22 protein-coding genes, 1 tRNA gene and 1 pseudogene are annotated in these 25,172 nt (G+C 68.5%); 7 read left to right on the forward strand and 17 right to left on the reverse strand.

From position 1 onward, the window contains the following. Nucleotides 1-355 (forward strand): annotated as a pseudogene (locus tag FV229_RS05810) (peptidase inhibitor family I36 protein); the annotation flags it as partial. A gap of 19 nt (nucleotides 356-374) precedes the next feature. Here the strand turns inward: FV229_RS05810 and FV229_RS27955 are convergent. The 4 genes from FV229_RS27955 to groES form a co-directional block, all read right to left on the reverse strand. Beyond that, entirely contained in the window at nucleotides 375-1,475 is a 1,101-nt protein-coding gene (locus FV229_RS27955) for a type IIL restriction-modification enzyme MmeI (protein WP_246688067.1), read from the reverse strand. Nucleotides 1,476-1,610: 135 nt separating this feature from the next. After that, complete coding sequence (locus tag FV229_RS27960; protein ID WP_246688068.1) at nucleotides 1,611-3,830, reverse strand: DNA methyltransferase; 2,220 nt, start codon at nucleotides 3,828-3,830, stop codon at nucleotides 1,611-1,613. A 304-nt stretch (nucleotides 3,831-4,134) separates the two neighbouring features. Then, entirely contained in the window at nucleotides 4,135-5,787 is a 1,653-nt protein-coding gene (gene groL, locus FV229_RS05820) for a chaperonin GroEL (protein WP_147751053.1), read from the reverse strand. Nucleotides 5,788-5,871: 84 nt separating this feature from the next. Further along, nucleotides 5,872-6,159 carry a co-chaperone GroES gene (gene groES / locus FV229_RS05825; protein WP_055886789.1) on the reverse strand — a complete coding sequence of 96 codons (288 nt, stop codon included), beginning with the start codon at nucleotides 6,157-6,159 and terminating at the stop codon, nucleotides 5,872-5,874. Between the two features lie 209 nt (nucleotides 6,160-6,368). Between groES and FV229_RS05830 the strand changes: the two genes are divergently transcribed. Then, complete coding sequence (locus FV229_RS05830) at nucleotides 6,369-7,367, forward strand: magnesium transporter CorA family protein (protein WP_147751054.1); 999 nt, start codon at nucleotides 6,369-6,371, stop codon at nucleotides 7,365-7,367. A 6-nt stretch (nucleotides 7,368-7,373) separates the two neighbouring features. Here the strand turns inward: FV229_RS05830 and FV229_RS05835 are convergent, their stop codons facing one another. The 4 genes from FV229_RS05835 to FV229_RS05850 all read right to left on the reverse strand — a co-directional run bounded on the left by FV229_RS05835 (nucleotide 7,374) and on the right by FV229_RS05850 (nucleotide 11,657). Continuing rightward, nucleotides 7,374-7,769 carry a DUF559 domain-containing protein gene (locus FV229_RS05835; protein WP_348644172.1) on the reverse strand — a complete coding sequence of 132 codons (396 nt, stop codon included), beginning with the start codon at nucleotides 7,767-7,769 and terminating at the stop codon, nucleotides 7,374-7,376. Nucleotides 7,770-7,977: 208 nt separating this feature from the next. Next, complete coding sequence (gene glyS / locus FV229_RS05840; RefSeq protein WP_147751055.1) at nucleotides 7,978-10,185, reverse strand: glycine--tRNA ligase subunit beta; 2,208 nt, start codon at nucleotides 10,183-10,185, stop codon at nucleotides 7,978-7,980. A gap of 93 nt (nucleotides 10,186-10,278) precedes the next feature. Continuing rightward, nucleotides 10,279-10,722: a DUF3828 domain-containing protein gene (locus FV229_RS05845; RefSeq protein WP_147751056.1), complete on the reverse strand. Its 444-nt coding sequence runs from the start codon at nucleotides 10,720-10,722 to the stop codon at nucleotides 10,279-10,281. Beyond that, on the reverse strand, nucleotides 10,719-11,657 hold the full coding sequence (locus tag FV229_RS05850; RefSeq protein WP_147751057.1) for a glycine--tRNA ligase subunit alpha: 939 nt from the start codon (nucleotides 11,655-11,657) through the stop codon (nucleotides 10,719-10,721). The genes FV229_RS05845 and FV229_RS05850 overlap by 4 nt, the downstream gene beginning before the upstream one ends. 213 nt (nucleotides 11,658-11,870) lie before the next feature. Between FV229_RS05850 and FV229_RS05855 the strand changes: the two genes are divergently transcribed. Further along, nucleotides 11,871-12,134, forward strand: coding sequence for a hypothetical protein (locus tag FV229_RS05855; RefSeq protein ID WP_147751058.1), 264 nt, complete (start codon nucleotides 11,871-11,873; stop codon nucleotides 12,132-12,134). A 21-nt stretch (nucleotides 12,135-12,155) separates the two neighbouring features. Here the strand turns inward: FV229_RS05855 and FV229_RS05860 are convergent, their stop codons facing one another. Next, the gene (locus FV229_RS05860) at nucleotides 12,156-13,010 is read right to left on the reverse strand and encodes a S49 family peptidase (protein WP_147751059.1); all 855 of its coding nucleotides are present in this window, start codon (nucleotides 13,008-13,010) and stop codon (nucleotides 12,156-12,158) included. Nucleotides 13,011-13,227: 217 nt separating this feature from the next. Here FV229_RS05860 and FV229_RS05865 point away from each other — a divergent pair, with 217 nt between their 5' ends. Beyond that, nucleotides 13,228-13,503, forward strand: a complete 276-nt coding sequence (locus FV229_RS05865; protein WP_147751060.1) for a hypothetical protein — start codon at nucleotides 13,228-13,230, stop codon at nucleotides 13,501-13,503. A 72-nt stretch (nucleotides 13,504-13,575) separates the two neighbouring features. Here FV229_RS05865 and FV229_RS05870 read toward each other — a convergent pair whose 3' ends face one another. Together FV229_RS05870 and FV229_RS05875 are read right to left on the reverse strand one after the other, a co-directional pair. Then, nucleotides 13,576-14,337, reverse strand: coding sequence for a methyltransferase (locus FV229_RS05870; RefSeq protein ID WP_147751061.1), 762 nt, complete (start codon nucleotides 14,335-14,337; stop codon nucleotides 13,576-13,578). Nucleotides 14,338-14,339: 2 nt separating this feature from the next. Next, complete coding sequence (locus FV229_RS05875) at nucleotides 14,340-14,570, reverse strand: DUF2007 domain-containing protein (protein WP_147751062.1); 231 nt, start codon at nucleotides 14,568-14,570, stop codon at nucleotides 14,340-14,342. Nucleotides 14,571-14,733: 163 nt separating this feature from the next. Between FV229_RS05875 and FV229_RS05880 the strand changes: the two genes are divergently transcribed. Beyond that, entirely contained in the window at nucleotides 14,734-15,756 is a 1,023-nt protein-coding gene (locus FV229_RS05880; protein ID WP_246688069.1) for a polyprenyl synthetase family protein, read from the forward strand. 36 nt (nucleotides 15,757-15,792) lie between these two features. Here FV229_RS05880 and FV229_RS05885 read toward each other — a convergent pair whose 3' ends face one another. From FV229_RS05885 to FV229_RS05895, 3 genes are all read right to left on the reverse strand, one after another. Beyond that, entirely contained in the window at nucleotides 15,793-16,665 is an 873-nt protein-coding gene (locus FV229_RS05885) for a 4-(cytidine 5'-diphospho)-2-C-methyl-D-erythritol kinase (RefSeq protein WP_147751064.1), read from the reverse strand. 115 nt (nucleotides 16,666-16,780) lie between these two features. Further along, complete coding sequence (locus tag FV229_RS05890; protein WP_147751065.1) at nucleotides 16,781-18,649, reverse strand: tetratricopeptide repeat protein; 1,869 nt, start codon at nucleotides 18,647-18,649, stop codon at nucleotides 16,781-16,783. 263 nt (nucleotides 18,650-18,912) lie between these two features. Next, nucleotides 18,913-20,586 (reverse strand): electron transfer flavoprotein-ubiquinone oxidoreductase, encoded by a 1,674-nt coding sequence (locus FV229_RS05895; RefSeq protein ID WP_147751066.1) that lies wholly within the window; start codon nucleotides 20,584-20,586, stop codon nucleotides 18,913-18,915. Between the two features lie 239 nt (nucleotides 20,587-20,825). Here FV229_RS05895 and FV229_RS05900 point away from each other — a divergent pair, with 239 nt between their 5' ends. Both FV229_RS05900 and FV229_RS05905 read left to right on the forward strand, forming a co-directional pair. Further along, a complete protein-coding gene (locus tag FV229_RS05900; protein WP_147751087.1) occupies nucleotides 20,826-21,722 on the forward strand; it encodes a uracil-DNA glycosylase in 897 nt (298 codons plus the stop codon). Between the two features lie 87 nt (nucleotides 21,723-21,809). Further along, a complete protein-coding gene (locus tag FV229_RS05905) occupies nucleotides 21,810-22,721 on the forward strand; it encodes a neutral zinc metallopeptidase (RefSeq protein WP_147751088.1) in 912 nt (303 codons plus the stop codon). Nucleotides 22,722-22,920: 199 nt separating this feature from the next. Here the strand turns inward: FV229_RS05905 and FV229_RS05910 are convergent, their stop codons facing one another. The 3 genes from FV229_RS05910 to FV229_RS05920 form a co-directional block, all read right to left on the reverse strand. Then, nucleotides 22,921-23,787, reverse strand: a complete 867-nt coding sequence (locus FV229_RS05910; RefSeq protein ID WP_147751067.1) for a flagellar motor protein MotB — start codon at nucleotides 23,785-23,787, stop codon at nucleotides 22,921-22,923. A 33-nt stretch (nucleotides 23,788-23,820) separates the two neighbouring features. Continuing rightward, the gene (motA, locus tag FV229_RS05915; RefSeq protein WP_147751068.1) at nucleotides 23,821-24,678 is read right to left on the reverse strand and encodes a flagellar motor stator protein MotA; all 858 of its coding nucleotides are present in this window, start codon (nucleotides 24,676-24,678) and stop codon (nucleotides 23,821-23,823) included. Nucleotides 24,679-24,905: 227 nt separating this feature from the next. Beyond that, a tRNA-Val gene (locus tag FV229_RS05920) sits at nucleotides 24,906-24,980 on the reverse strand. Between the last annotated feature and the right edge of the window lie 192 nt (nucleotides 24,981-25,172).

The raw sequence follows: 25,172 nt of genomic DNA on the forward strand, positions 1-25,172 counted from the left end.
GGCCGCCCCCGTTGCCGCCGCGCCGATGCCGGCCCCGGCGCCGGTCCCGCGGGTGGAGCGCGCCGAGTACGTCGGCACCTGGGGGCCGACCGAAGCCGCCTGCGGCCGGCGCTCGCGCCGGCGCGGCTACATCCCCGCGACGATCACCCCCGACCGCGCCAGCGCCGGGCGGACGATCTGCAGCTTCCACGACGGCCGCCGCACCGGCAACGCCTGGGTGATGGCCGCCGACTGCGCCGACCGCGGCCGGCGCTGGTCGTCGCAGGTCCGCCTCGTCGTCGACGGCGACCGCCTGACCTGGACGAGCGGAAAGGGCACCGCCTCCTACGTCCGCTGCGGACGCCGGGCGGGCTGAACCGGGCCGCCGCACCGCATCAGGCGGCGCGTCGTCCAAGGAAGCGACCGTCGCCGGCTTCGACGATGTGGCCGTAGAGGCTGAGCGTGGCGAGGATCTGCGCCACCCGCGCCTCGATGCGCCTGCCGCCGCGCTTGAACCCGCGACTGAGGGCGGCCGCATCCATCGGGCGGTCGACTCTGCGAAGGATGGCTACGACCGCGAGGGGCTGTTCGCTGCGGTCCGTGGGGAACGCCGGCAAGTCCCTGCCGATCGCGATCTCGGCCTCGCCGAGATCCAGGTCTTCGGTCCTCGCCCCGATCTCTCCGGCGAAGCGCGGGACCTGGTAGTCGGGCCGAAGCCAACGCACATGGCCCGCCGCCTCCTCGCGGGCCCGCTCCGCATTCAGCGCAACGAGCCGGACCAGGATGTCCGCATCGGACAATCCGTGCGGCCATCCGTAGGCGTCGGCGGTCAGCCGGTCGATCGTGTCGTGCAGCTCCCGCAGGATGAGGACGCGCCCGCGCGTTCTCACGTCCTCGTCCCGACTGCTGAGCGGGGCTCCGGCACGGATCAGGTCGAGCAGCTTGTAGACCTCCGTCAGGCCCAGGTCGGGATTTTCTTCCTGGATGACCTTGCGCGTCGAATCCAGCTCCTCTCCCATCGTGCGAAGCTGCATCCTCAGCTTGGCAGACAGTTCGGGAAACGGGAAAGGGTCGAAGCAACGCGTCTTCGAGTAGACCGAGTCGTTCCCGACGCCGAGCCAGCCGCCGGAGCGCTCGGCCCATGTGACGTGGATGTGGGACGACAGGATGGACAGGGTGGCCGCATCCTCGATCGCCATCACGACGATCTTGTCATCGCATAGGATATCACTGTCGATGAACTGAAAGAGGCGTTTTCTCGCCGTGTCGATCGTGCCGATGTACCGGCCGAGGTTCGCCAACGCGAAACGCATCTCGGGGCGCGGTTTACCGAAGAGCCACCACAAGTCCCGGTACGCCAGAACATCCTTGCTGGGCTCGCGGCCCTTGAGGCGGACCTGGTCGATGGCGTCCTGACGCTCGTCGCGCACCTCGAGCAGACGTTGATAGGCCTCGGGATAGCGCGCTCGGATGTCGTCGGGAGCGAGGCCGTACATGTCGATGACGAGCCTGGAGGGTCTGACGGATCGCAGGTCGAGTCCGTTCCGGTACGGCCGTATGAATTCCTCGATGCCCGCGCGTGTCCCGACCCCGAGCAGGCCAGCCTCCGCCTCGTTCAGGACGAACCTCTTTCAGTGCAACTTCACACCGCCGTGAGAGCAGCCTCGGTTCGCGAGAAGCGCCTTCGACTTCGTGATGTCGGCGCCGATCGTCAGGTCCGCGTTGATGATGCCGTCTTCCTCCACGTATTCGACTGCGATCTGCTCGTCGGAGGTGAGCTTTTCCTGCTTGATCCTTAGAAGGCGTCCCGCCGTCGTTTTTCGATCGCCGACCGTCATCGCGATCCGGACCTGCGCGACGCCGCCCTTTCCGCGATACCAGGGGTGATCGTCGATCGCCCACGCGATGCGGATCGGGCGTTTGAGACCCAGGTGATGGGCGACGACCTTGCGACTGAATCCCTGTGCGATCTTGTTCGTCGTCACGAAGCCGAACCGTTTCAGGATCGGCCCCGCAAGCTGGACGGCCGACCGATCCCACCAGCACATCACGAAGTCCGCGCCGCCGGGGACGTTCGGATAGGCGGCCCAGACGGCTGAGGCATAGCCGTGTCCGTATTCGCCGCGCAGGTCGCTTCCTGCGATGAACGGTGGATTCCCGACGATGAACTCGGCGTCCGGCCAGTCCGGCCGCCGGGCCTTCGGATAGGTCTCGACGGGTCTGCCATCTATCTCGACGATCGTCGGAAGCGGATAGCCGTCCCAGGTCAAGACGGCATCGTAGCCTTCGCCGCGTCCGAAGTTGATGTTCTTGAAGGCGCGCAGGATCGGCTCGGACGGGTGTCCGGTGCGGGTCCGGTAATGCTGCTGAAGGTACCCGATCCACACCACGAGCTCGGCGATCGCGGCGGCGCGCGGGTTCAGTTCCAAACCGAGGAACTGGTGCGGATCGACGGTTTCGCGATCCAGCCCCATGTTCTCGGCCTCGCCCAGGCGCGCCAGCGTCTCCAGCACCTCGCCTTCGAGGGTCTTCATCAGCTCGAGCGCGACGTAGAGGAAGTTGCCGGTGCCGCAGGCCGGATCGAGGACGCGGGTGGCGCAGAGCGTGCGGTGGAACGCACGCACGTGGCCGACCGCCGCCTTCTCGTCCCCGCCCTGGTGGGCGGTCTCCGCTCTCATGAGCGCCGCCTGCCAGTCGGCCCGGAGCGGCTGCATCACGGTCGCCTCGACGAGACGCTGCACGTAGACGCGCGGCGTGTAATGCGCGCCGAGCCGTCGCCGCTCCGCCTTGTCCAGGGCCTGCTCCAGCAGCGTGCCGAAGATCGCGGGATCGACCTCCGTCCAGTCCTTCCGGGCGGCCGCCAGCAGCTCCCCGATCTCCTCGCGCGCCAGCGGGAACGCCGTCGCATTGGAGAACAGGTTGCCGTTGAAGAGGCGCAGGTGCTGCTGGAACCCCGAGAAGAAGCGATCCTGCTCCCGCGGCGCGTCCATCTTGGCCCAGAGGTCCGAGAGGAGCGGAGCGAAGACGCCCGGGCTTTCGGCGCATTCTGCCAGCAGTTTGGTGAACTTGCCCTTCGGCAGCAGGTCCACGCCCTCGGCGAACATCGTGAAAATGCAGCGCATCAGGAAGTGGGCGACCTCCTCGGGCGCATGGTCCGCCTCGAGCGCCTTGCTCACGGCGGCGAGCCGCGCGGCGATCTCGCGGGTGACCCTGGCCGCATGCCGCGCCGGATCGAGGCTGCCTGGGTCGGTCCAGATCGCCGCGAGCCGGGTGCGCACCGCCGGGTCGCGCAGGTCTTCGAGAAAGATGCGGAAGCCCTGGCGGTCGGGAAACGGCACGTAGGCCCGCCCGGTCCCGGAGAAATCGGCGAACACCTCCAGCGCGTGGCCGACATCGCAGGTGATGAGGAAGGGCGGTGCCACATGCTCGGGATCCAACAGGAAGACGTAGCCTTCCGCTTGGCGCCGGGCGTTCTGCATCATCACGTCCCAGCCCTTCGCGGCGGCCCGGCGCCCGAGCTGTTCTGGTTCGGCGGCAAGCCGGGAGAGCTGGGCGGCGGAGACCTGCCGCGGCGCGTTCTTCGCGCCGGGAAAGCGCGATTGCTTGGCTTCGAGGATGAAGTGCCCGCGCCGGTAGAGGTCGATGCGCCGGGGAGCCGTACCGCCGTCGCCCGCGCGCAGGCGCACGGCGCGCTCGAAGGCGTAGTCGTTGCGGGCGGTGTCGCCGCCGGCCAGCTCCGGTCGGGGTACGCCGAGCACGTCGCAGAGCTCGCTGAGGAACATCTGGTAGTTCGCGCGCTCCGCACCGCCCTCGCGTGCGGTCCAGCGTTCGATGAAGCCCTCGACGTCCAAACCCGTCTCCCCCCGCCGAACGGAAGGAAATCTCATCCAGGTCGAGAAATCAACCTCAAGTCATATACTGGATTGGCTTCGGAAGATCGCTCTCCCTCGAAAGTACCCGCGGTAACTGAAAATAATCAATGTTTTAAAGCGACTTGCTAAAATTTCAGCATATGCGCATATCGCTCGAGGGCCGATCACCAGCGCCATTCTGGAGAAAAAATAAATCTAGAGTCTCCCAAGCATGGCGGACGCAAACGAAAAGAGGGCCGCCTTGCGGCGACCCTCTTTCCGACCTTGCGATGGTGGCTGGGACTTAGAAGTCCATCCCGCCGCCCATGCCGCCCATGCCGCCGCCGCCGCCCATGGAGGCGCCGCTGTCCTTCTTCGGAGAGTCGGCGATCATGGCCTCGGTGGTGACGAGCAGGCCGGCGACCGAGGCCGCGTCCTGCAGGGCGGTGCGCACGACCTTGGCCGGGTCGATGATGCCGGCCTGGATCATGTCGACGTACTCTTCCGTCTGGGCGTTGAAGCCGTAGGTCTCGGAAGAGGTGTTGTCGGTGATCTTGCCGACGACGATGGAGCCCTCGACGCCCGAGTTCTGGGCGATCTGACGGATCGGGGCCTCGAGCGCCTTCAGCACGATCTTGATGCCGGCCTGGACGTCGGGGTTGTCGCTCGAGAGGGCGGCGACCGCCTTCTTGGCGCGGAGCAGGGCGGTGCCGCCGCCGGGGACGATGCCCTCTTCGACAGCCGCGCGGGTGGCGTTGAGCGCGTCGTCGACGCGGTCCTTCTTCTCCTTGACCTCGACCTCGGTCGCGCCGCCGACGCGGATGACCGCGACGCCGCCGGCGAGCTTGGCCAGGCGCTCCTGGAGCTTCTCACGGTCGTAGTCCGAGGTGGTCTCCTCGATCTGCGCCTTGATCTGCCCGACGCGGGCCTCGATGTCGGCCTTCTCGCCCGAACCGTCGATGATCGTGGTGGTCTCCTTCTCGATGCGGATCCGCTTGGCGCGGCCGAGCATCGGCAGGGTGACGTTCTCGAGCTTGATGCCGAGGTCCTCGGCGATCATCTGACCCTGGGTCAGGATCGCGATGTCCTCGAGCATCGCCTTGCGGCGGTCGCCGAAGCCCGGAGCCTTCACGGCCGCGACCTTGAGGCCGCCGCGCAGCTTGTTCACCACGAGGGTGGCCAGCGCCTCGCCCTCGATGTCCTCGGCGATGATGACCAGCGGCTTGCCGGTCTGCACCACGGCCTCGAGCACCGGCAGCATCGCCTGGAGCGACGACAGCTTCTTCTCGTGGATGAGGATGTAGGGGTCCTCGAGCTCGGCGACCATCTTCTCCGCGTTCGTGATGAAGTACGGGGAGAGGTAGCCGCGGTCGAACTGCATGCCCTCGACGACGTCGAGCTCGGTCTCGGCGGTCTTCGCCTCCTCGACCGTGATCACGCCCTCGTTGCCGACCTTCTGCATGGCGTGGGCGATCATCTCGCCGATTTCCTTGTCGCCGTTCGACGAGATCGTGCCGACCTGGGCGACCTCCTCGGACGAGGCGACCTTCTTGGAGCGCGCGATGATGTCCTTCACCGCGGCGGCCGTGGCGAGGTCGATGCCGCGCTTCAGGTCCATCGGGTTCATGCCGGCGGCGACGTACTTGGCGCCTTCGCGGACGATCGCCTGGGCGAGCACGGTCGCGGTGGTGGTGCCGTCACCGGCGATGTCGTTGGTCTTCGAGGCCACTTCGCGCACCATCTGGGCGCCCATGTTCTCGAACTTGTCGGCGAGCTCGATCTCCTTGGCGACGGTGACGCCGTCCTTGGTGATGCGCGGCGCGCCGAAGCTCTTCTCGATCACGACGTTGCGGCCCTTGGGGCCGAGCGTCACCTTGACGGCATCCGCGAGGATGTCGACGCCACGGAGCATCTTGTCGCGCGCGTCAGAGGAGAAACGAACGTCTTTCGCTGCCATGTGCAGGATTCCTTTTCGTTAGTGGGGAAGCCCCAAGACCGGTTCGGGCCTCGAAGGGCGGTTTAAGTCAGGTGTCCGAAGACCTTAGGCGACGACGCCCATGATGTCGGATTCCTTCATGATCAGGAGGTCCTGACCGTCGATCTTGACCTCGGTGCCCGACCACTTGCCGAACAGGACGCGGTCGCCGGCCTTGACGTCGAGCGCGTTGATGCGGCCGGCCTCGTCGCGGGCGCCCGGGCCGACGGCGACGATCTCGCCTTCCTGCGGCTTCTCCTTGGCGGTGTCGGGGATGATGATGCCGCCCTTGGTCTTCTCTTCGCCTTCGATGCGGCGGACGACGACCCGGTCGTGCAGCGGACGGAACTTCATGAGCTGCCCTCTTGTTTGAATTCGCGAAACGGCGTTGATGCCGCGGTGGTCCGCGTCCAACCCTGCCGTTAGCACTCTAGAAAGATGAGTGCCAAGGCTGCGGGCGAGATAGCCGCGGCCCCTTGGCGAGTCAAGTCTGTCGCACCCTGCGACGGCCGTCGCACGCCGGGTTTCTCCCCTGATCGCACGCGCCGACGGAAGTTCCTGCCATGCTGAGCCTGCACGGACCGGAGGGCGCGCTCGCGCCGAACGAGGCGGGCGGCGCCGCCGTCCCGACGCAGGCCGTGTGGATCGACCTCAACGACCCGACGCCCGAGGAAGCCCGCGCGGTCGAGGAGGCCACCGGCATCCGGGTGCCCTCGCGCAAGGCGCTGTCGGAGGTCGAGAGTTCGAGCCGCCTGCGCCGGCTGAAGAACGGCCTGTCGCTCTCGACGCCGATGATCACCTTCGAGAGCACCGATTCGGTCCTGAACCCACTCGGCTTCGTGCTGACGAAGGACCACCTCGTGACGGTGCGATTCCATGAGCTGCGCGCCTTCGCCGAGGTGCGCAAGCGGGTCCACGAGGGCGAGGAGGCCAAGACCGGGATCGCGGTCTTCCTGCTGCTGATGGAGGAACTCGTCGACAGCCTGGCCGACTCCCTGGAGGATATGGGCGCCGAGCTCGACAGGCTCTCGACCCGCATCTTCGACTTCGACGTGCGCGCCCGGCCCGCGAAATCCGACGAGGCGGCGCCCCCGCGCCGGCGGGACTTGGCGCTGCGGCGCATCCTGCGGGGCATCGCCCGCCGCGGGAAGGTGCTCGGCAAGATCCGGGCGAGCCTGCTCGGGCTCGAGCGCATCGTGCCCTTCGTCGCCGGCGCCTGCGAGCAGGTGCTGGCTCAGGAGGAGACCGACGCCCGCTTCGAGACGATCCGCCGGGACATCGAATCCCTCGACGAGTTCGAGACGCGGCTCTCGGAGAACGTCCAGTTCCTCCTCGACGCGGCCCTGGGCCTGATCAACATCGAACAGAACAACGTCTTCCGCGTGCTCACCGTCGTCTCGGTGGTCGGCGTTCCGCCGACGCTGATCGCCTCGATGTACGGGATGAACTTCAAGCACATGCCCGAGCTCGACTGGGCCTACGGCTACCCCTACGCTCTAAGCCTGATCCTCGCCAGCGCGATCATCCCGATCGTGGTGTTCCGGATCAAGGGCTGGTTCTGAGACGCATCAGACGGAGAGCCGCCGCTCGACCGCGGCGAGGATCGTCTCGCGCACGCCGTCGAGGTTTTCGGCGATCTCGGCGTTGGTGTCGCGCAGGATCGCGAAACCGCAGGATTCAAGGGTACGGGTGCGAACCGCATCCCGCTCGCATTCCTGCATCGTGGAATGGGTCGCGCCATCCACTTCCACGATGAGGTTCGCCTCGATGCAGACGAAATCCGCAACATAGCGATCGATGGGGCACTGGCGCCGGAACTTCCACCCGTTCAGTTGGCGCCTTCGGAGCACGGACCAGAGCTTGGCTTCGGCTTGCGTCTGCGTGCGACGCAAACCCCGCGCGTAAGCGATCTGCTCCATAAAGGCCTCACGGCGCGACGGTGGCGGAGATCCCGCGTTTTCCACGACATGGCTCCTTCTCCCAGGGGGAGAAGGTCGGGATGAGGGGCGTAACGCCACCGAACTGCGCGCGATGTCGACAGCGTCGGCCGATTGACGAGCCCATGTCGCTGCCGGACCGAATCCGGCAGACACGTTGCGACCGGCGCGGTCCTTCCTGACGCCTCCCGCCCCTCATCCTGTCCTTCTCCCCCTGGGAGAAGGGACCCGCGCACTATCCCACAATCGCCGAGAAATCCGCGACTTCGCGGGTGGCGGCGCGGAGCGCGTTGAGGAGGGTGAGGCGGTTCTCGCGCAGGCGCGGGTCGTCGGCGTTGACGGTGACGTGCTCGAAGAAGGCGTCCACCGGGGCGCGCAGCTGCGAGAGCGCCCGCATCGCGCCGCCAAAGTCCTCCTTCGCGACCGCGGCCGAGGCCTCGGTCCGGGCGGTCGCCAGCGCCTCGGCGAGCGCCCGCTCCTCGGGCTGGCCGGCGGCGGCGAGCGCGGCGTCGGGCTCGCCGCCGTAGGCGCAGCCGTCCTTCTTCTCCTCGATCCGCAGGATGTTCGAGGCGCGCTTCACGCCCGCGAGCAGGTTCTTGCCGTCCTCGGTGTCGAGGAAGGCGCCGAGCGCCTCGACGCGGCGGACGACCATCAGCAGATCGTCCTGCCCGGGAAGCGCGAAGACGGCGTCGATCAGGTCGTGCCGGGCGCCTTTTTCGCGGAGGTAGACTTTGAGGCGATCGGCGAAAAAGGTGAGAAGACTTCCTTTGCCATCGACCAAATCCGCAAAACTCGACCCGAGGATACCCGCACTTTTTACAATATCCAAAGTCGTACGCTGGCTTGGGATTCCCTCGTTATGGCTTCGCTTGAAGTAGCTCGATTCGTCTGGAGTCAATGACCTTGCAAGATGTGCGAACGCAAAAGCCTGCGTCAGACTCAGTCTTAGCGAACAATCGACCGCGAGTCGCACGACCCCCAAAGCCGCGCGCCGCAACGCATACGGGTCCTTGCTCCCAGTCGGTTTCTCGTCGATCGCCCAGAACCCGACCAGCGTGTCGAGCTTGTCGGCCAGCGCCACCGCCACCGAGACGGGGTCGGTCGGCACCCGGTCGGACGGCCCGACCGGCTTATAGTGCTCCTCGATCGCGGCGCAGACGCTCGGGTGCTCGCCCTGGAGAGCGGCATAGCGAGCCCCCATCAAACCCTGCAGCTCGGGGAACTCGCCGACCATCTCGGTGACGAGGTCGGCCTTGGCGAGGCGCGCGGCGCGCTCCGCCAGCTCGGGATCGGCGCCGACCAGCGGCGCCAGTTCCTTCGCGAGCGCCGCGATGCGCTGCACCCGCTCGCCCTGCGTCCCGAGCTTCTCGTGGAACACGATGGTGTCGAGCCTCTGTAGCCGGTCTTCGAGGCGGATCGCCTTGTCCGTCTCCCAAAAGAACTTCGCGTCCGAGAGCCGGGCGCGGACGACGCGCTCGTTGCCGGCGGTGATCGCGGCGCCGCCGTCCGAGGCGACGAGGTTCGAGACCAGGATGAAGGCCGGCGCCAGCGCGCCGCCGGCTTCACGAACCACGAAGCATTTCTGGTTGGCGCGGATGGTTGCGCGAACCGCCTCGCCCGGGATGTCGAGGAAGCTTCGGTCGAAGGTGCCCATCAGCACCACCGGCCATTCCACGAGGCCGGCGACCTCCTCCAGCAGGCCCTCGTCCTCCACGAGCTCGAGGCCGCGCGCGAAGGCGAGGTCGCGGGCATCGTGCAGGATGATGTCCTTGCGGCGGTCCGCGTCGAGCACGACCTTGGCGCGCTCCAGGTTCTGGACATAGTCGTCGAAGCGCCGCACCTCGATCGCATCCGGCGCGAGGAAGCGGTGGCCGTAGGTCGTCGCCCCGGCCACGATCCCGCCGACCTCGAACGGCACCACGTCCGGCGTCTCGGTCTCTGGGCCGAAGGTCGCGACGATCGATTGCAGCGGACGCACCCAGCGCAAGGCCCCCGCCTGCGCCGAGGCCGCGCCCCAGCGCATGGATTTCGGCCAAGGGAAGCTGTTGATGATCGCGGGCAGGATCTCGGCCAGCACGTCCAGCGTCGCGCGGCCGGGCTTCTCGATCACCGCGAGGTAGAACTCACCCTTCTTCGGATCGACGACGGTCTGCGCCTGGTCGAGGCTCGTCAGGCCGGCACCGCGCAGGAAGCCTTGCACCGCCGCATCCGGCGCGCCGACCTTCGGCCCGCGCCGCTCCTCGCGCACGGCCTCGCCGCGGGCGGGCAGGCCGGCGACGTGGAGCGCCAGGCGGCGCGGCGTCGCGAAGGCCTTGGCGCCGTCGTAGAGGAAGCCGCGCTCGACCAGGGCGTCGGTCACGAGCTTCTTCAGGTCCTCGGCCGCACGCAGCTGCATGCGGGCCGGAATTTCTTCGGAGCGGAGTTCGAGCAGCAAATCGGGCATGCGCGCGGGAATAGACGCCCGCTCGGCGTCCGTCGAGACGAAGCGACGCGGAAGGCGCGGGATGCCGCCGCCGATATCCGCTTCGCGATGCGCTTAAGGCAGCTTCCCCGACAGGATGGTCACGAGATCCCAGGTCTGGCCTGTCATCGACCGCACGTCGGCGATCAGCCAGCGCCCGTCCTCGCGCACGAGATCGTAGCGCAGATCCTGCGGCGTGAAGTTGCGGAAGGTCGCCTGCACCTGCGCGCGTTCATGATCGGCGGAGAGCGCGACCAGCTTCAGGGTCTTTTGCCAATTCGCCTCGGTGTCCTGCCCGTTCACAGTGAACGCGAAATCGAGGCGGCCGACCTCGTTCCCGGCCTCGCGGCGATCCCGCTCGTAGAGCGCGCGCAGACGCGTGGCGTAGAAGCCGACGGCCCCGATGTCGTCCTTGGCGTAGAAGGCGCGCACGGTCTCGACCGGGTCGGTGGCGGATTGCGCCGCGGCCGGACCGGCGAGGCAGACCAGCGCCAGGGCGGCGAGCGCGACGCGGTTCATGCCGCGGCCGGGGCGCCGCCGGCCTCCGTCAGCAGCCAGGCTGCGCCGCAGGCCTTGGCCAGCTCGCGCACCCGCAGAATGTAGCTCTGGCGCTCGGTCACCGAGATCACGCCGCGCGCGTCGAGCAGGTTGAAGACGTGGCTCGCCTTGATGCACTGGTCGTAGGCCGGCTGCACCATGCGATGGCGGGCGCCCTCGCGCTTCGGAGCGCCGGCGTCGAGGTAGCTGCGGCAGGCCTTTTCGGCGTCGGCGAATTGGCGGAACAGCATCGTCGTGTCGGCCGCCTCGAAGTTGTGCCGCGAGTATTCCTGCTCGGCCTGCAGGAACACGTCGCCGTAGGTCACCTTGTCGGCGCCCGTGCCGCCGTTGAAGTTCAAATCGTAGACGTTCTCGACGCCCTGGACGTACATCGCCAGCCGCTCCAGCCCGTAGGTCAGCTCACCCGCCACCGGCGCGCATTCGAGGCCCGCGACCTGCTGAAAGTAGGTGAACTGGCTCACCTCCATGCCGTCGCACCAGCATTCCCAGCCAAGGCCCCAGGCGCCGAGCGTCGGGCTCTCCCAGTCGTCCTCGACGAAGCGGATGTCGTGCAGGGCGAGGTCGACGCCGATTGCGGCGAGCGATTCCAGGTAGAGCTCCTGCAGGTTGTCCGGGTTCGGCTTCAAGATGACTTGGAACTGGTAGTAGTGCTGCAGCCGGTTCGGGTTCTCGCCGTAGCGCCCGTCCTTCGGCCGGCGCGAGGGCTGCACGTAGGCGGCTTTCCAGGGCTTGGGCCCGAGCGCCCGCAGGGTAGTGGCCGGATGGAACGTGCCGGCGCCAACCTCCATGTCGTAGGGCTGCAGGATCACGCAGCCCTTGGCCGCCCAGAAGCGCTGCAGCGTCAGGATCAGGCCCTGGAACGAGGTCTTTGGGCTGAGATCGGCATCGCTCGGCATGGGGCTTCTTCGTCGTCGCGCGGGGGGAGGGCGCCCGGGGTTTAAGCGTGCGCCGCCCCATTGAGCAACCGCTAGGCCGGTGCGCGTGCGGGCCCGCACCGAATGTGGCGCAAATTCGACGGACAAGCGGAACCGTATCGGCACGGCCAAGTTTATTGCCCGACATCAGGACATCCGGCGCCCGCAGGGGCCGAACGCCACGGAACATCAGTCATGCGCAGCCTCGCCAAGAAGAACGTCACCGTCTTCGCGGTTCTCGTCGCCGCCTCGCTGGTCGCCACCCCCCTGGTGATGAGCGCCAGCAGCGCTTTCGCGACGGTGGAAGACACCGCCACGGTGACTGTGCCGGTCGCGGTGATGCCGGTCGAGGTCGCCCCGGTCGCGGCGCCCGCGATCAAGGCCGAGGGCTGCACCCGTAAAGTGCGGGTGGTCTACAGCGGCTACGGCACGCCGGACGCCGCCTGCCTGGTCCGCTGATCGCCGGTTTGGCGGTCCCGCTCAGAGACCAAAGCGCGCCCAGGCGGCGCGCTCCTCCACCGCGGCAATCGTCTCGTCCGCAAGGCCGATCCCGCCCGGTGCCGCGCGACGCAAGAGGCGGCTGACGAACGACCCCTTCGCCTCCGCGACGAGCCGCATCTCGACGGTCTCGCCGAAGCGGGTCCTCAAGGTCGAACGGATGTCGCCGAGCGCGTCGACGAGACCGAGCTCCAACGCCTGCCGACCGGTCCAGATCGCGCCGGTGAACAGGTTCTCGCCGGCCTTCAAGGTCGGGCGGCGGGCCGTGACGAGACTGGTGAACAGGTCCTGCACGTCCGCTTGGATGCGCAAGAGGCGCTCGACGTCGGCCGGGTCTTCCGGCCGGAACGGATCGAGCATCGCCTTGGCTTCGCCTTGGGTGTGGACGCGGCGCTCGACGCCGACGCGCGCGAGCAGCTTATCGAACCCGAAACCCGCCGAGACCACGCCGATCGAGCCGACCACCGAGGTCGGGTCGGCGACGATGGTGTCGGCCGCGCACGCGATCATGTAGCCGCCGGAGGCCGCCACGTCCTCGACGAAGGCGTAGACCGGCAGCTTCTTTTCCGTCGCCAGGTCGCGGATACGCCGGTGGATCAAGTGCGACTGGGCCGGCGCGCCGCCCGGCGAGTTGATCACGATCGCCACCGCCACCGCGCCCGGGGTTTCGAAGGCGCGCTCGAGGCTACCCGCCACGGTGCCGATCGACAGGCCGGGACGGAGCGGCGAGACCGCGCCGATGGCGCCATTCAACCGCACGACGGCGACGCGCGGGCGCGCCTTGCGGAAGCGCGCCGGCAGCAGGGCACGCACGAAGTCCGGAACGGCGAGGGGCATGGGGGCTCTGCTCGGGAAGAGTTGCGCCTTCCGAATTGGTCATCGGCACCGCTTGCGCAAGGCTTTCGCCAAGGGGCCGTCGTCGCACGACGAAGTGTTTCGCGTGTCGTCGATCGAACCGAAACAGGCCCATCGCCGTTTCAGGCCCGGCGGAGTGGTTTCCGTCCGGGCGGGGGCGCGATCCTCGACCGTGTTACAGGGAGGAGAGGACGTCTCGATGCGATCCTGGAAATTTCTGATGGTCGTGCTCGCGCTGCTCGGCGGCGCGACCGGGTTGAGCCTCTCGGCGAAGGCCGCCCCGATGAGCGTGCCGATCGCCGCCGCCCAGTCCGACGCCGAACCGCTCGTGCAGACCGCCCGCTGGCACGGCCGCCGGCACTGGCACCGCCATCATTGGCACCGGCATCACCGCTGGCACCGCCACCACCATTGGCGCCGCCATCACCATCACCGCCACCATTTCGGGCATCACCGCCGCCTGCGGTTCTACTGAGATGCGCTCGGGCGGTGTCCGGCACGCCGCCTGATCCATACCCTAGACGAACTCGGCCGGAGCGAAACGGCTTCATGGCGGCCACGGCCGGCCGCGATGCAGGGCGTCCGCCTCGGCGGTGAAGGCGCCGTCCGCCCCTTGGAGGACGAGGGGCGGACGCAGTTCCAGGGCGGCGCGGCTCCCCTTGGTCGCGCTGACGAGGATGCGGATCGCCGGACGATCCGCCCGGGCGTGGACCGGGCGGATCGCGACGCCGCCGAACCGATTGCGCAGGGCGTCGAGGCAGAGCGGTAGCGCGTCGGTCCTGTGGATCAGCCCGAGCCGGCCGCCGGCCGGCAGAAGGTCGGTGCAAGTGCGGATCCAGGCCTCCAATCCGCCGGGGGGAAATGCGTGCGCGGTCGCCTTGCCTGCATCCGGCGACGGGCGGTGGCGACCGGCCTCGAAGAACGGCGGGTTGGTCAGCACGATGTCGGCGCTGCCGGAGACGAGGCCGGCGGCTCGGCGTTCTGCCCCTGGACCGAGCACGTCGGCCTCGACGACCGAGACGCGATCGGCCATCGCGTTGGCCTCGGCGTTCCGGCGCGCCAACGCGGCGAGGTCGGGCGCGCGCTCGACCAGCACGACGCGGCTGCCCGGCGCGCCAATTCCGGCCGCGAGCCCGACCGCACCCGTTCCCGCTCCGACGTCGCAGATCACGTCGCCGGCCTTCGGCTCGACGAGGCGCGCGAGCAGCACCGCATCGGTTCCGGCCCGGTGGCTCCCGCGCGGCGGCTGCAGCAGGCGCAAGGCCCCGCCGAGGAAGTCGTCCGGCGCGGCATCCGAGGTCTGGCGCATGGTCAGGCGGTCGCGTCCCGCAGCTCGTGGCCGAGCCCGGCGTCGCGCAGGAGCCGGCGGGCCTGGGCCGCATGGTCGCCGGGCACCAGCAGGCGGCGGGGGAAGGCGCCGATCGAACCCTCCATCAGGCTCATATGGTTGTCGGCCACGAGGACCGGGATGTCCGCGCCCTCGAGCAGCGATTGCGCGAAGCCGATCAGGACGATGTCGTTGGTGCGGATCAGTTCGGTCATCGCGGCCCCGTTCGCGGGTGGAGGGCGCTTTCGTCGCGTGCGCCGATCCATGCGGCGGCACCATATCCGGTTTCACGCGCGCATGTTGCGGTGCCCTGAAGCCCGTGCGAAGGGGTGGCGCATCGCGCGCTGCAATCGAAGATCGGTCTGGAGGCATCGGACCTTGGGTGTCGTCGTTTCCATCGAAGAGGGCCGCCCCGACGCGGAGGCGAGCTTGGCCGACCTGGTGGCCCTGGTCTCGGGTGGCATGGAGCGGGTGAACGCCCAGATCCTGTCGCGCACCGGATCGGACGTGGCGATGATCCCCGAGGTCGCCAACCACCTGATCGATTCCGGCGGCAAGCGCCTGCGCCCGATCCTCACGCTCGCGAGCGCGGACCTCTGCGGCTATGCGGGGATCGACGGCGACGTGAAGCTCGCCGCCAGCGTCGAATTCATGCACACCGCGACCCTGCTGCACGACGACGTGGTCGACGGCAGCGACATGCGCCGCGGCCGGGTCGCCGCACGGATCAAGTGGGGCAACGAGGCCAGCGTGCTCGTCGGCGACTTCCTGCTGGGCCAGGCCTTCCGAATGATGGTCGAGGTCGGGTCGCTGCGCGCCCTCGACATCCTCTCGGCCGCCGCCACCGTGATCGCCGAGGGCGAGGTGATGCAGCTCACCGCCGCCAAGAACACCGGCACCTCGGAGGACGAGTACCTCGCGGTGATCCGCGCCAAGACCGCCGAGCTGTTCGCAGCCGCCTGCGAAGTCGGCCCGGTACTGGCCGGGCGCCCGGTCGCGGAGCAGGAGGCGTGCCGCGCCTACGGCATGAACCTGGGCATCGCCTTCCAGCTGATCGACGACGTGCTCGATTACGGCGGCACCAGCGCGGCCCTCGGCAAGAACGTCGGCGACGACTTCCGCGAGGGTAAGATCACGCTGCCGATCGTGCTCGCGGTGCGCCGCGGCACCGAGGAAGAGCGCACGTTCTGGCGGCGGACGCTGGAGCAGGGCGCGCTGGAGGAGGGCGACCTCGAGACCGCCTACACGATCCTGCGGCGCCACCACGCCCTCGAGGAAACGGTGGCGCGCGCCCGCGAGTACGGCACGCTGGCGCGGGACGCGCTCGATCCGTTCCCGGAAAGCCCGATGAAGTCGGCGCTGCTGCAGGTCGTGGATTTCTGCGTCTCGCGCGTCCACTGATCCTCGTCGTGGCGAGCCGGCGCCTGCGCCGGCCCGTCAGCGCAGGTAGGTCGCGACGGTCCACCAACCAGGCTGGGCCGAACCGATGGCCCGGGCCGCGCGCGAGGCCGCATGCCGGTCGGCGAACACGGCGAACACCGTCGCGCCCGAACCCGACATCCGCGCAAGCCGGCACCCGGGCTGGGTACGCAACGCCGTCAGCGCCGTGCCGATCACCGGCGCCACGGTGAGTGCCGGCGCTTCGAGGTCGTTGCGCGCCGGCCTGATCGCCGCGAGCAGCGTGTCGGCGTCGCCGCCGCCGATCTCGGGATGCGCCGCGCCGTCGAGCCTGTCTCCGACCTGAAGTCCGAGCGCCTTGAACACGGGGGCCGTCGGCACCGGCACGCCGGGATTGATCAGCACCGCCGGCAGCGGTGCGATCCCAAGCGTCGGGCCGATCTCCTCGCCGGCGCCCCGCATCATCCGCGCCCGCGGATCGAGGCAGACCGGTACGTCGGCCCCCGTCGCCCGCGCGGCGGCGATCACCGCGGGGTGGTCGAGGGCGAGCCCGTTCAGCTCCGCGAGGAGACGCAGGGCGGCCGCCGCATCCGACGACCCGCCGCCGATGCCCGCCGCCACCGGCAGGCGCTTGACGAGGTCGAACGCCCCGACCTTCAAATCCGGCACGCCGTCCGCGAGGTGCCGCGCCGCCCGGATCACGAGGTTGTCCCCGGTCGGCCCGGCCGGCCCGGCGGTCGGGCCGCTCACCGCGAGCGACAGCGCGGCACCGGGATCGAGGGTCAGCGTGTCGCAAGCGCCGGCAAACGCCACGAGGCTTTCGAGCACGTGATACCCGTCGCCGGGGCGACGCCCGAGGACGTGCAAGGTGAGGTTGATCTTCGCAGGAGCGCGGGTGGTGAGACGTGCCATCGCGTATTCTGGACCGATGTGGACGACGCCTCCAGCGAAGATGCGCCGCAAAGAAATGCCGGCTACCCTGGTTGGCAGCCGGCATGAACGATGGATTGAATCGGTGAAAGGCCGTTCAGCCGCCGCTCTTCTTGTCGGCCGCGCCGGGGGCCTCGGTCGGGGCCGGGGCGCCCTTGGGAAGTTCCGGGTTCTCTGCATTGTGCGGCGCCGCCACCGGGGCCGGCGGGTTCTCGGCGGTGGCCGTCGGCTTGTCGGTGTCCGGCAGGCCGTTCTTCAGCTTCTCGTTGATCTGCACGAGGTCGTCCGGCTCGGGGTTGAGATCCTTGGCGTGCTGCCACTGGAACTTGCCTTCGAGGCGGCGGCCGGCGCGCCAGTAGGCGTCGCCGAGGTGGTCGTTGATGGTCGGGTCGCCCGGCTTCAGCTCGACGGCCTTTTCCAGCTCGCGCACGGCGTCGTCCCAACGGCCGAGGCGGAAATAGGCCCAGCCGAGGCTGTCGACGATCATGCCGTCGCGCGGGCTGGCGTCGGCCGCCTGCTTGAGCAGCTTGAAGGCGTCGTCGATGTTGATCTTCTGATCGACCCAGGAATAGCCGAGGTAGTTCAGCACCTGAGCCTTCGCCGCCGGCTGGCTCGCCGGGACCAGCTCCAGGGCCTTCTTCAAGTCGGCCTCGGCCTTCGGCCATTGCTTGGCGCGCTCGTAGGCGGTGCCGCGGAAGTAGTAGGTGGTCCAGAAGTTCGCCTGCGGCCGGTCGCCGATCAGAGCGATCGCACGGCTGTAGGTCTCGGCCGCCTCCTCGTACTTCTTGCGCGAGCGCTGGACGTTGCCCAGCGCCGTGATGATGTCGATGTCGTCCGGGTGCGCCTTCATCGCGGCGTCGAGATATTGAAGCGCCTCGTCGCCCTTGCCCGCCTGCTCGAGGTTGAGGCCGATCTGGATGTCGGCGTTGAGCTTCAGCGGCGAGGTGGCGGGGATCTGGGCGTAGGCCTCGTTGGCCTTCTCCGGCTGCTTCATCCGGTCGAGGGTGTCGGCCAGCGTCAGGCGGGCCAGCGCGTGCTCGGGTGCGAGGTAGAGGGCGAGCCGCAGGTAGACCACCGCCGGCAGCTCGTCGCCCTGCGTGGAGCCGGCGGAGCCGAGCCCATACAGCACCTCGCCGGCGCCTTCCTGCGCGTTGGTGACGAGGCGGGCGAGCGGCTTGCCGGCCTTCAGCTTGTCGAGGGCGTCGCGCACGATCGGGTGGCGCGGCATCAGCGCGTCGAAGTCGGAATAGGCCTGGATCGCCAGGTCGGTGCGGCCGGCATTGGCCTCGAACCGGGCGTAGGCGTCGACGATGCGCAAGGTGTTCTTGTCGGCCTCGTACGCCGCCTTGAGGCGGCGCTCGGCCTCGGCCTGATCGCCGGTGACGCTGGCGATGAGGCCGGCATGGTAGTCGCGGAAGGTGTTGTAGTAGCGCTCACCCTTGAGCTTGCTCACGGTCTCCAACGCCCGCTTGCCGTCGCCGGCGCCGGCATAGGCCCAGGCTGTGAGCAGCGTCGCGGTCAGGTCGGCGGCCGCGCCGCGTCCGCTGCGCGAAAAGTTCTGGCGGGCGGCGGCCCACTGGCCGGCCTTGATCTGCCGCACGCCGAGCGAGAGTTGCGCCAGCCCGTTGGTCGAGTCGCGGTTGACGAGGCGTTCGGCCGCGCGGAAGGCGTCGGGCAGCGCGCCGTCGGCTAGGAGCGAGACGAAGGCACGCTCCAGAAGGTCGGTGTTGCGCGGGTCGGCCTTCACCGCCTCGCGGTAGAAGCTCGCAGCCGCCGCGGTGTCGCGCGAGGCGCCGGCGATGTAGGCCGAGAGGAAGTTGCCTTCGAGGGACTCCGCCGGCTCGTACTCCGACATCGGGCTCGACTCCCGCGGCTGCACGGCGAGCGTGGGCCCGCACAGCGAGACGCTCGCGGCGAACGTCAGGGCGAGCACCGAACGGGTGCGACGGGGGCGGACATCGGTCATGGGCACCGTTCACGGCTCCTGCGGGCGCCGGCCCATCGCGGCCAGGCGGCGCCGAATTCGGCGGGGACACTGGACTCTTCCCGCCACGCCCGCAAGGCGAAAGGATGGCGCGGGCACGACCGCTCAAGGCCGCCGCACCCGTCGCGATTCTTAGGCTCGCAAGGCCGTGCGAGCGCGCTTTCCTTCCACCGAAGCCCTCCGGGAGAGGCGCGCTGCGTCGGAGACACGCTCTGCGCCGGAGCAGGTCTCCGGCCGCCTCCTGATCACATGTTCGGGTAGTTCGGTCCGCCCGGGCCCTCCGGCGTCACCCAATTGATGTTCTGGTTCGGGTCCTTGATATCGCAGGTCTTGCAGTGGACGCAGTTCTGCGCGTTGATCTGGTAGCGCACGCCGTCCCCGGCCGCCGCATCCTCGACCCACTCGTAGACGCCGGCCGGGCAGTAGCGCGCGGAGGGACCGCCGAACACGTCGTGCTCGGAGGCCTTCTGCAGGCCCATGTCCTTCACCTGCAGGTGGGGCGGCTGGTCCTCCTCGTGGTTGGTGTTCGAGAGGTAGACCGAGGAGAGCCGGTCGAAGGTGAGCTTGCCGTCGGGCTTCGGGTAGACGATCGGCGTCACCTCGGAGATCGGCTTGGTGCAGGCGTGGTCGGGCTTGCCGTGCTTGAGCGTGCCGAAGGGCGAGGCGTTGAGCAGCGTGTTCGACCACATGTCGAGGCCGCCGAGGCCCACGCCCGCGAGGGTGCCGTAGCGCGACCATAGCGGCTTCACGTTGCGGACCGCCTTGAGGTCGGCGCCGATCGCGCTGTCGCGCCAGCCGGCGTCGTAGGCGGTGAGCTCGTCGCCCTGGCGGCCCGCCTTCAGCGCGTCGGCGATGGCGTCGGCCGCCTGCATGCCGGAGAGGACCGCGTTGTGCGAGCCCTTGATGCGCGGCACGTTCACGAAGCCGGCGGAATCGCCCACGAGGCAGCCGCCGGGAAAGACGAGCTTCGGCACCGACTGCCAGCCGCCTTCCATGATCGCGCGCGCGCCGTAGCCGATGCGCTTGGCGCCCTCGAACACCTCGCGGATCATCGGGTGGGTCTTGAAGCGCTGGAACTCCTCGAACGGCGACAGGGTCGGGTTCTCGTAGTTCAGGTGGGTGACGAAGCCGACCGAGAGCAGGTGGTCGTCGAAGTGGTACAGCCACGAGCCGCCGCCGGCCTTGTTCGGCAGGGGCCAGCCCATCGAGTGGCGCACCAGGCCCGGCTCGAACTGGCCGGGCGCGAGCTGCCACAGCTCCTTCACGCCGAGCCCGTACTTCTGGTGGTCGCTGTGGCGGTTGAGTTCGAACCGGTCGATCAGGGTCTTGGTCAGCGATCCGCGGGCGCCCTCGCCGAAGATGACGTACTTACCGCGCAGCTCCATGCCGCGGGTGTAGTCGTCGCGCGGCTCGCCCGACTTGGCGATGCCGAGGTCGCCGGTGGCGATGCCGACGACGACGCCCCGGTCGTCGTAGAGCACCTCTGAGGCCGGGAAGCCCGGATAGATCTCGACGCCCAGCGCCTCGGCCTTGGCGCCGAGATACTTGGCGACGTTCGACAGCGAGCCGACGAAGTTGCCGTGGTTCGACATGAACTTGGGAAAGAACAGGTTCGGCATCGTCACGCCGCTGTTCTTGGTCAGGTACAGGAACTCGTCGCGCTCCACCGCGGTCTTCAGTGGACGCTCGGAATCGTCGCGCCAGTCCGGCACCAGGGTATCGAGGCCCGACGGGTCGATCACGGCGCCCGAGAGGATGTGGGCGCCGACCTCGGAGCCCTTCTCGACGACGACGACGTTGATCTCGTCGCCGCTCTCATGGGCGTGCTGCTTCAGGCGGATGGCCGCGGCGAGGCCGGCCGGCCCCGCGCCGACGATGACCACGTCGAAATCCATGCCCTCGCGTTCGGGATGCGCCATGCCTGTCGTCTCCTGCCGTGTCTCTTTCGTGCGCCCGGGCCGTCCGCTGACGCGGGCCGATCGGTGGATGCGCCGTGTGCTGTCGTTCTGAACCCGTTCCAATGTAGGTTGGCAAGCCGCCGCTGGCAGGGGAGAAGGCGCGGGAGCGGCCAAGTCGCGCATCGCGGCGTCTCGGCGCCGCGCGGCGACGGCGCCGATGCCGCGTTGTCCACAGGTGCGTCACGCCCCACATCATGCCCATGACATCGTCGGCGGACGCACAGCGCGACCTGATCGCGTATCTCGATTTCCATGTGGAGAGCGGCGTCGACCTCGCCCTCGACGAGGCGCCGCACGACCGCTTCCAGGAAGCCGACACGCCGGCTCCGACCCTGCGCCGCACATCACCCGCCCGCGACGCGCCCGTCGAGGCCGCGCGCCGCGCGTTGCCGCCGCGCGACGCGGTGTCGTCCCGCGAAGAGGCGCCGCCGGCACCGGAGAAGGCGCCGTCACCGCCCCGCACCTACGGACAATCTGCGTCGGCCAAGCCCGAGGAAGCCGCCACCGATGCCCGGGCCCGGGCCCGGGAGGTCGGGACGCTCGCGGAGCTGGAGGCGCTGCTCACGGACTTCGACGGGTGCCCGCTGCGCTTCACGGCCAAGAACCTCGCCTTCTCCGACGGAAATCCCGCCGCGAAGCTGATGTTCATCGGCGAGGCGCCGGGCGCCGACGAGGATCGGGTCGGCAAGCCGTTCATGGGCCGCTCGGGCCAGCTGCTCGACCGGATGATGGCGGCGATCGGCCTCGACCGCACGATGGCCTACGTCGCCAACGTGGTGCCGTGGCGCCCGCCCGGTAACCGCGAGCCGACGATCCAGGAGCTCGCCGTGTGCCGCCCGTTCCTCGAGCGGCAGATCGAGCTTGCCGACCCCGACATCATCGTCTGCCTCGGCAGCCCGGCGACGAAGGCGATCACCGGCACCAAGGACGGCATTCTGAAGGCGCGCGGGCGGTTCTACCCCTACGCGATGCCCCATCGCACGGTGCGGGCGCTCGCCACGCTCCACCCGGCCTACCTCCTGCGGCAGCCGATGCAGAAGCGGCTCGCCTGGCGGGATTTCCGGCTGCTGCGCGCCGCCCTCGACGGAAAAGCTTGACCGTTCGAGCGGAACCCTCGCTCGGCCTGTGTCATTACCCTGCGACTCGCGATAACGGCGTCGTGAGAACGAGTGGCGGTCGAAATTATGCGCTGGGACGATTTTCGGAGTTCGGACAACGTCGAGGATCGTCGCGGCGAAGGCGGCGGCGGCGGTATGGGCTTTCCGGGCGGCGGTGCCGGCGGGCTCGGCATCGGCGCGATCGTCGTGATCCTGATCATCAGCTGGGTCACCGGCATCAATCCGGCGATCCTGATGGGCGGCGCCGAACAGATGACCCGCGGCGGCGGCAGCCAGCGCGAGGAGCAGGCCGACCCGCAGACGCAGACGCGGCGCAAGACGGCGCCGACCGACGACAGCGGCCGTTTCGCCTCCAAGATCTTGGGCAACACCGAGGACGTCTGGAGCCAGATCCTCCCGAACCAGACCGGCAAGCAGTACACCCCGACCACGATGGTGCTCTACACCGGCGGCACACGCAGCGGCTGCGGCTCGGCCCAGGCGGCGATGGGTCCGTTCTACTGCCCGCTCGACAAGAAGGTCTATCTGGACACCGGCTTCTTCAAGGAGATGGAGCAGAAGTTCGGTGTGAAGGGCGACTTCGCCTACGCCTACGTCATCGCGCACGAGGTCGGCCATCACGTGCAGGACGTCCTCGGCATCCTCGGCAAGGTCCAGGCCCGCCAGCAGCAGGCCTCGTCCAAGCGCGAAGCGAACGCGCTCTCCGTCCGGATCGAGCTGATGGCCGATTGCCTCGCCGGCGTCTGGGCCAAGAACTCCAACGACAAGTACAATTCCCTGGAGCAGGGTGACATCGACGAGGCGATGAACGCGGCCAGCGCGATCGGAGACGACAAGCTGCAGAAGCAGAGCCAGGGCTACGCAGTGCCGGACTCGTTCACGCACGGCTCGTCCGAGCAGCGCCAACGCTGGTTCATGAACGGCTACAAGAGCGGCCAGACGAAGTCCTGCGACACGTTCCGCACCGCCAACAACTGAGCTTTGCCGGACGTTTGTCTTGGGACGTGAGGCTTGGTCGCTCTTCGTTCGCACCGAGCCGGTGGTTCCACACTGAAAGTGGCTTAAGATCAGGTTTCAGAGTGGTGGTCTAGGCATGGCACCGCACCGTGGACGCCGTGCCCAGATCAGTTCGGTCCTATTGGGCCGAGCATTCAACAGAGGCGATGCGGTTGGTCCGTCAGCGAAGGATGTTCGGGGGCGTCGCCGGGCTCGCATTGAGCAGCGTGACGGTCACCCGCCGGTTCGGGGCGATGTAGGGGTTGTCGGGAAAGACCGGCTCGGTGTCGGCGCGTCCCACCACCGACGCGAAGTTCTCGTTGGGAACCCCGGCGCCCGACAGGATCTCGCGTACGGTGAGCGCACGCCCGGCGGTGAGGTTCCAGGGTTCGCCGGCCCGCGCCGAACCCGGGCGGGTGGCGGACGTGTAGCCGGTGATGGACAGGCGGTTGGGTAGCCGGCGCAGGGCGGGCGCCAGCGCTTCCAGCACGCGACGGGTCCGCTCGTGGGGGTCGACCGAACCCTCGCGGAACATGGAACGGCCGTCGTCGTCCACGAGGGAGACGTTCACGCCCTCCTTGGTCGGCTCGATCACGATGTTGCGCGACAGCTCGGCGATGTCGGGCATCTTCTGGAGCGCCTGCCGCAGGCTGGCCATGGCGCTGTAATTGGGCTGCACGCTGGCGGCCGGGCGGCTGGCATCGAGGTCGCTGGCGCCGCCCGCACTGGTCGGGCGCGCCCTCTCATCCTGCTCGGCTGAACCCGTCGCCTTCTCGCGGGGCGTGGACGGCTTGTTGCCCGACGTATCGAGAGAGGTCCCATAGAGCATTCCGCCAGCGCCGCTGGAAGCGGGGCTCAAAGCCGCCGGCGCAAAGTATTCCGCCAAACCGGCCTTCTGCTCCTGCGTCGTCATGCTGATCAGCCACATCAGCAGAAAGAACGCCATCATGGCGGTCACGAAGTCCGCGTAGGCAATCTTCCAGGCCCCGCCGTGGTGCCCGTGCGCGGCCTTCTTGACCTTCTTGATGATGATCGGCTGGAGCGCCATGATCGTCGCGTCCCTTCTCGAGATGGGGTCGGATTAGGCGGGCAGGGCGGCGGTCGCCGCTTCCACTTCGTTGAAGGTCGGGCGGACGTCGCTCATTAGGGCCTTGCGGGCGAATTCCACCGCCATCACCGGCGGCTGGCCGGCGATGTGGGCAAGGAGACCAGCCTTTAGCGAAACGTAGTATTTCGACTCCGCCTCGAAGAGGCTCTTGAGCGACTGCGCCATGGGCCCGAAGAAGCCGTAGGCGACGAAGACGCCGAAGAAGGTGCCGACGAGCGCGCCGCCGATCAGATGGCCCAGCACCTCCGGCGGCTCCTTGATGGCTCCCATCGTCTTGATCACGCCGAGCACGGCGGCGACGATGCCGAGCGCGGGCGTACCGTCGGCGAGCGACTGCATGGCCGAGACGATACGCTCCTGCTCCTGGTGGTGCGTCTCGAGTTCCTCATCCATGAGCGCATCGATTTCGTGGACGTTGTTGGCGCCCAGCGTCACCATCCGCATGTAGTCGCAGACGAATTCGACCGCGTGATGGTTGGCTGCAAAGGTCGGGAAGGCGTTGAACAGCGTCGACTCGCTCGGCTCTTCGATGTGCGGCTCGAGCGCCATCAGGCCTTTCTGCTTCGCGAGCTTGAACAAGGAAAACTGCATTCCCAGAAGCTCGACATAGGCTTGCTGGTTGTATTTCGGCCCCTTCACGAGCGTGCCGAACATGGCGGGCACGGCCTTGAGCACCGGCCCGGTGTTGCCGATGATGAAGGCCCCGATCGCCGCACCGAGGATGATGACGAACTCGAACGGCTGCCAAAGCACTTCGAGGTGGCCGCCCATCGCCGAATAGCTGCCGAAGACGCAGGCGAAGACGATCAGGGTGCCGACGATCAGCCGCATGATGTGCCATCCTTGGCCGGCAGCAGGGACAGCCCGCGCGAAGCCATTAACGATCCGACAAATCACCGAGGAAGGTTAATGGCGGGTTTCGCGCTTTGGCCGGAGGCTGGATCAGGCAACGCAGCGCTCGCCTCCCAACCACCTCTGAGGGCTGAGACACAAGGTTCGGTGGCTTCGGCGCACGACAACGTAGGTCGGACGAGCGGCCAAACTGATCTGAGAGGAAATGGTGGACGGTGCAGGGATCGAACCTGCGACCTTTCCCGTGTGAAGGGAACGCACTACCGCTGTGCTAACCGTCCATCCCGCGCGGCGAGCCCTTGGGCCGCCGCGATCCCGATCGACCAGCGCTGACGCCGTCGATCCCGGAACGAGGGCCTTCTAGGGCCGGCTGAGCGGTGGCGTCAAGCTGCAGAACCGATGCGATCACCGATCGACATCGACGACCGCACCGGTTCCGGCCGGATTTCCGCTCCGCGCTTGTCGGCCGCCGC

It is taken from the genome of Methylobacterium sp. WL120, from assembly GCF_008039465.1.
In the GTDB taxonomy this organism is placed as follows: Bacteria; Pseudomonadota; Alphaproteobacteria; order Rhizobiales; family Beijerinckiaceae; genus Methylobacterium; species Methylobacterium cerastii.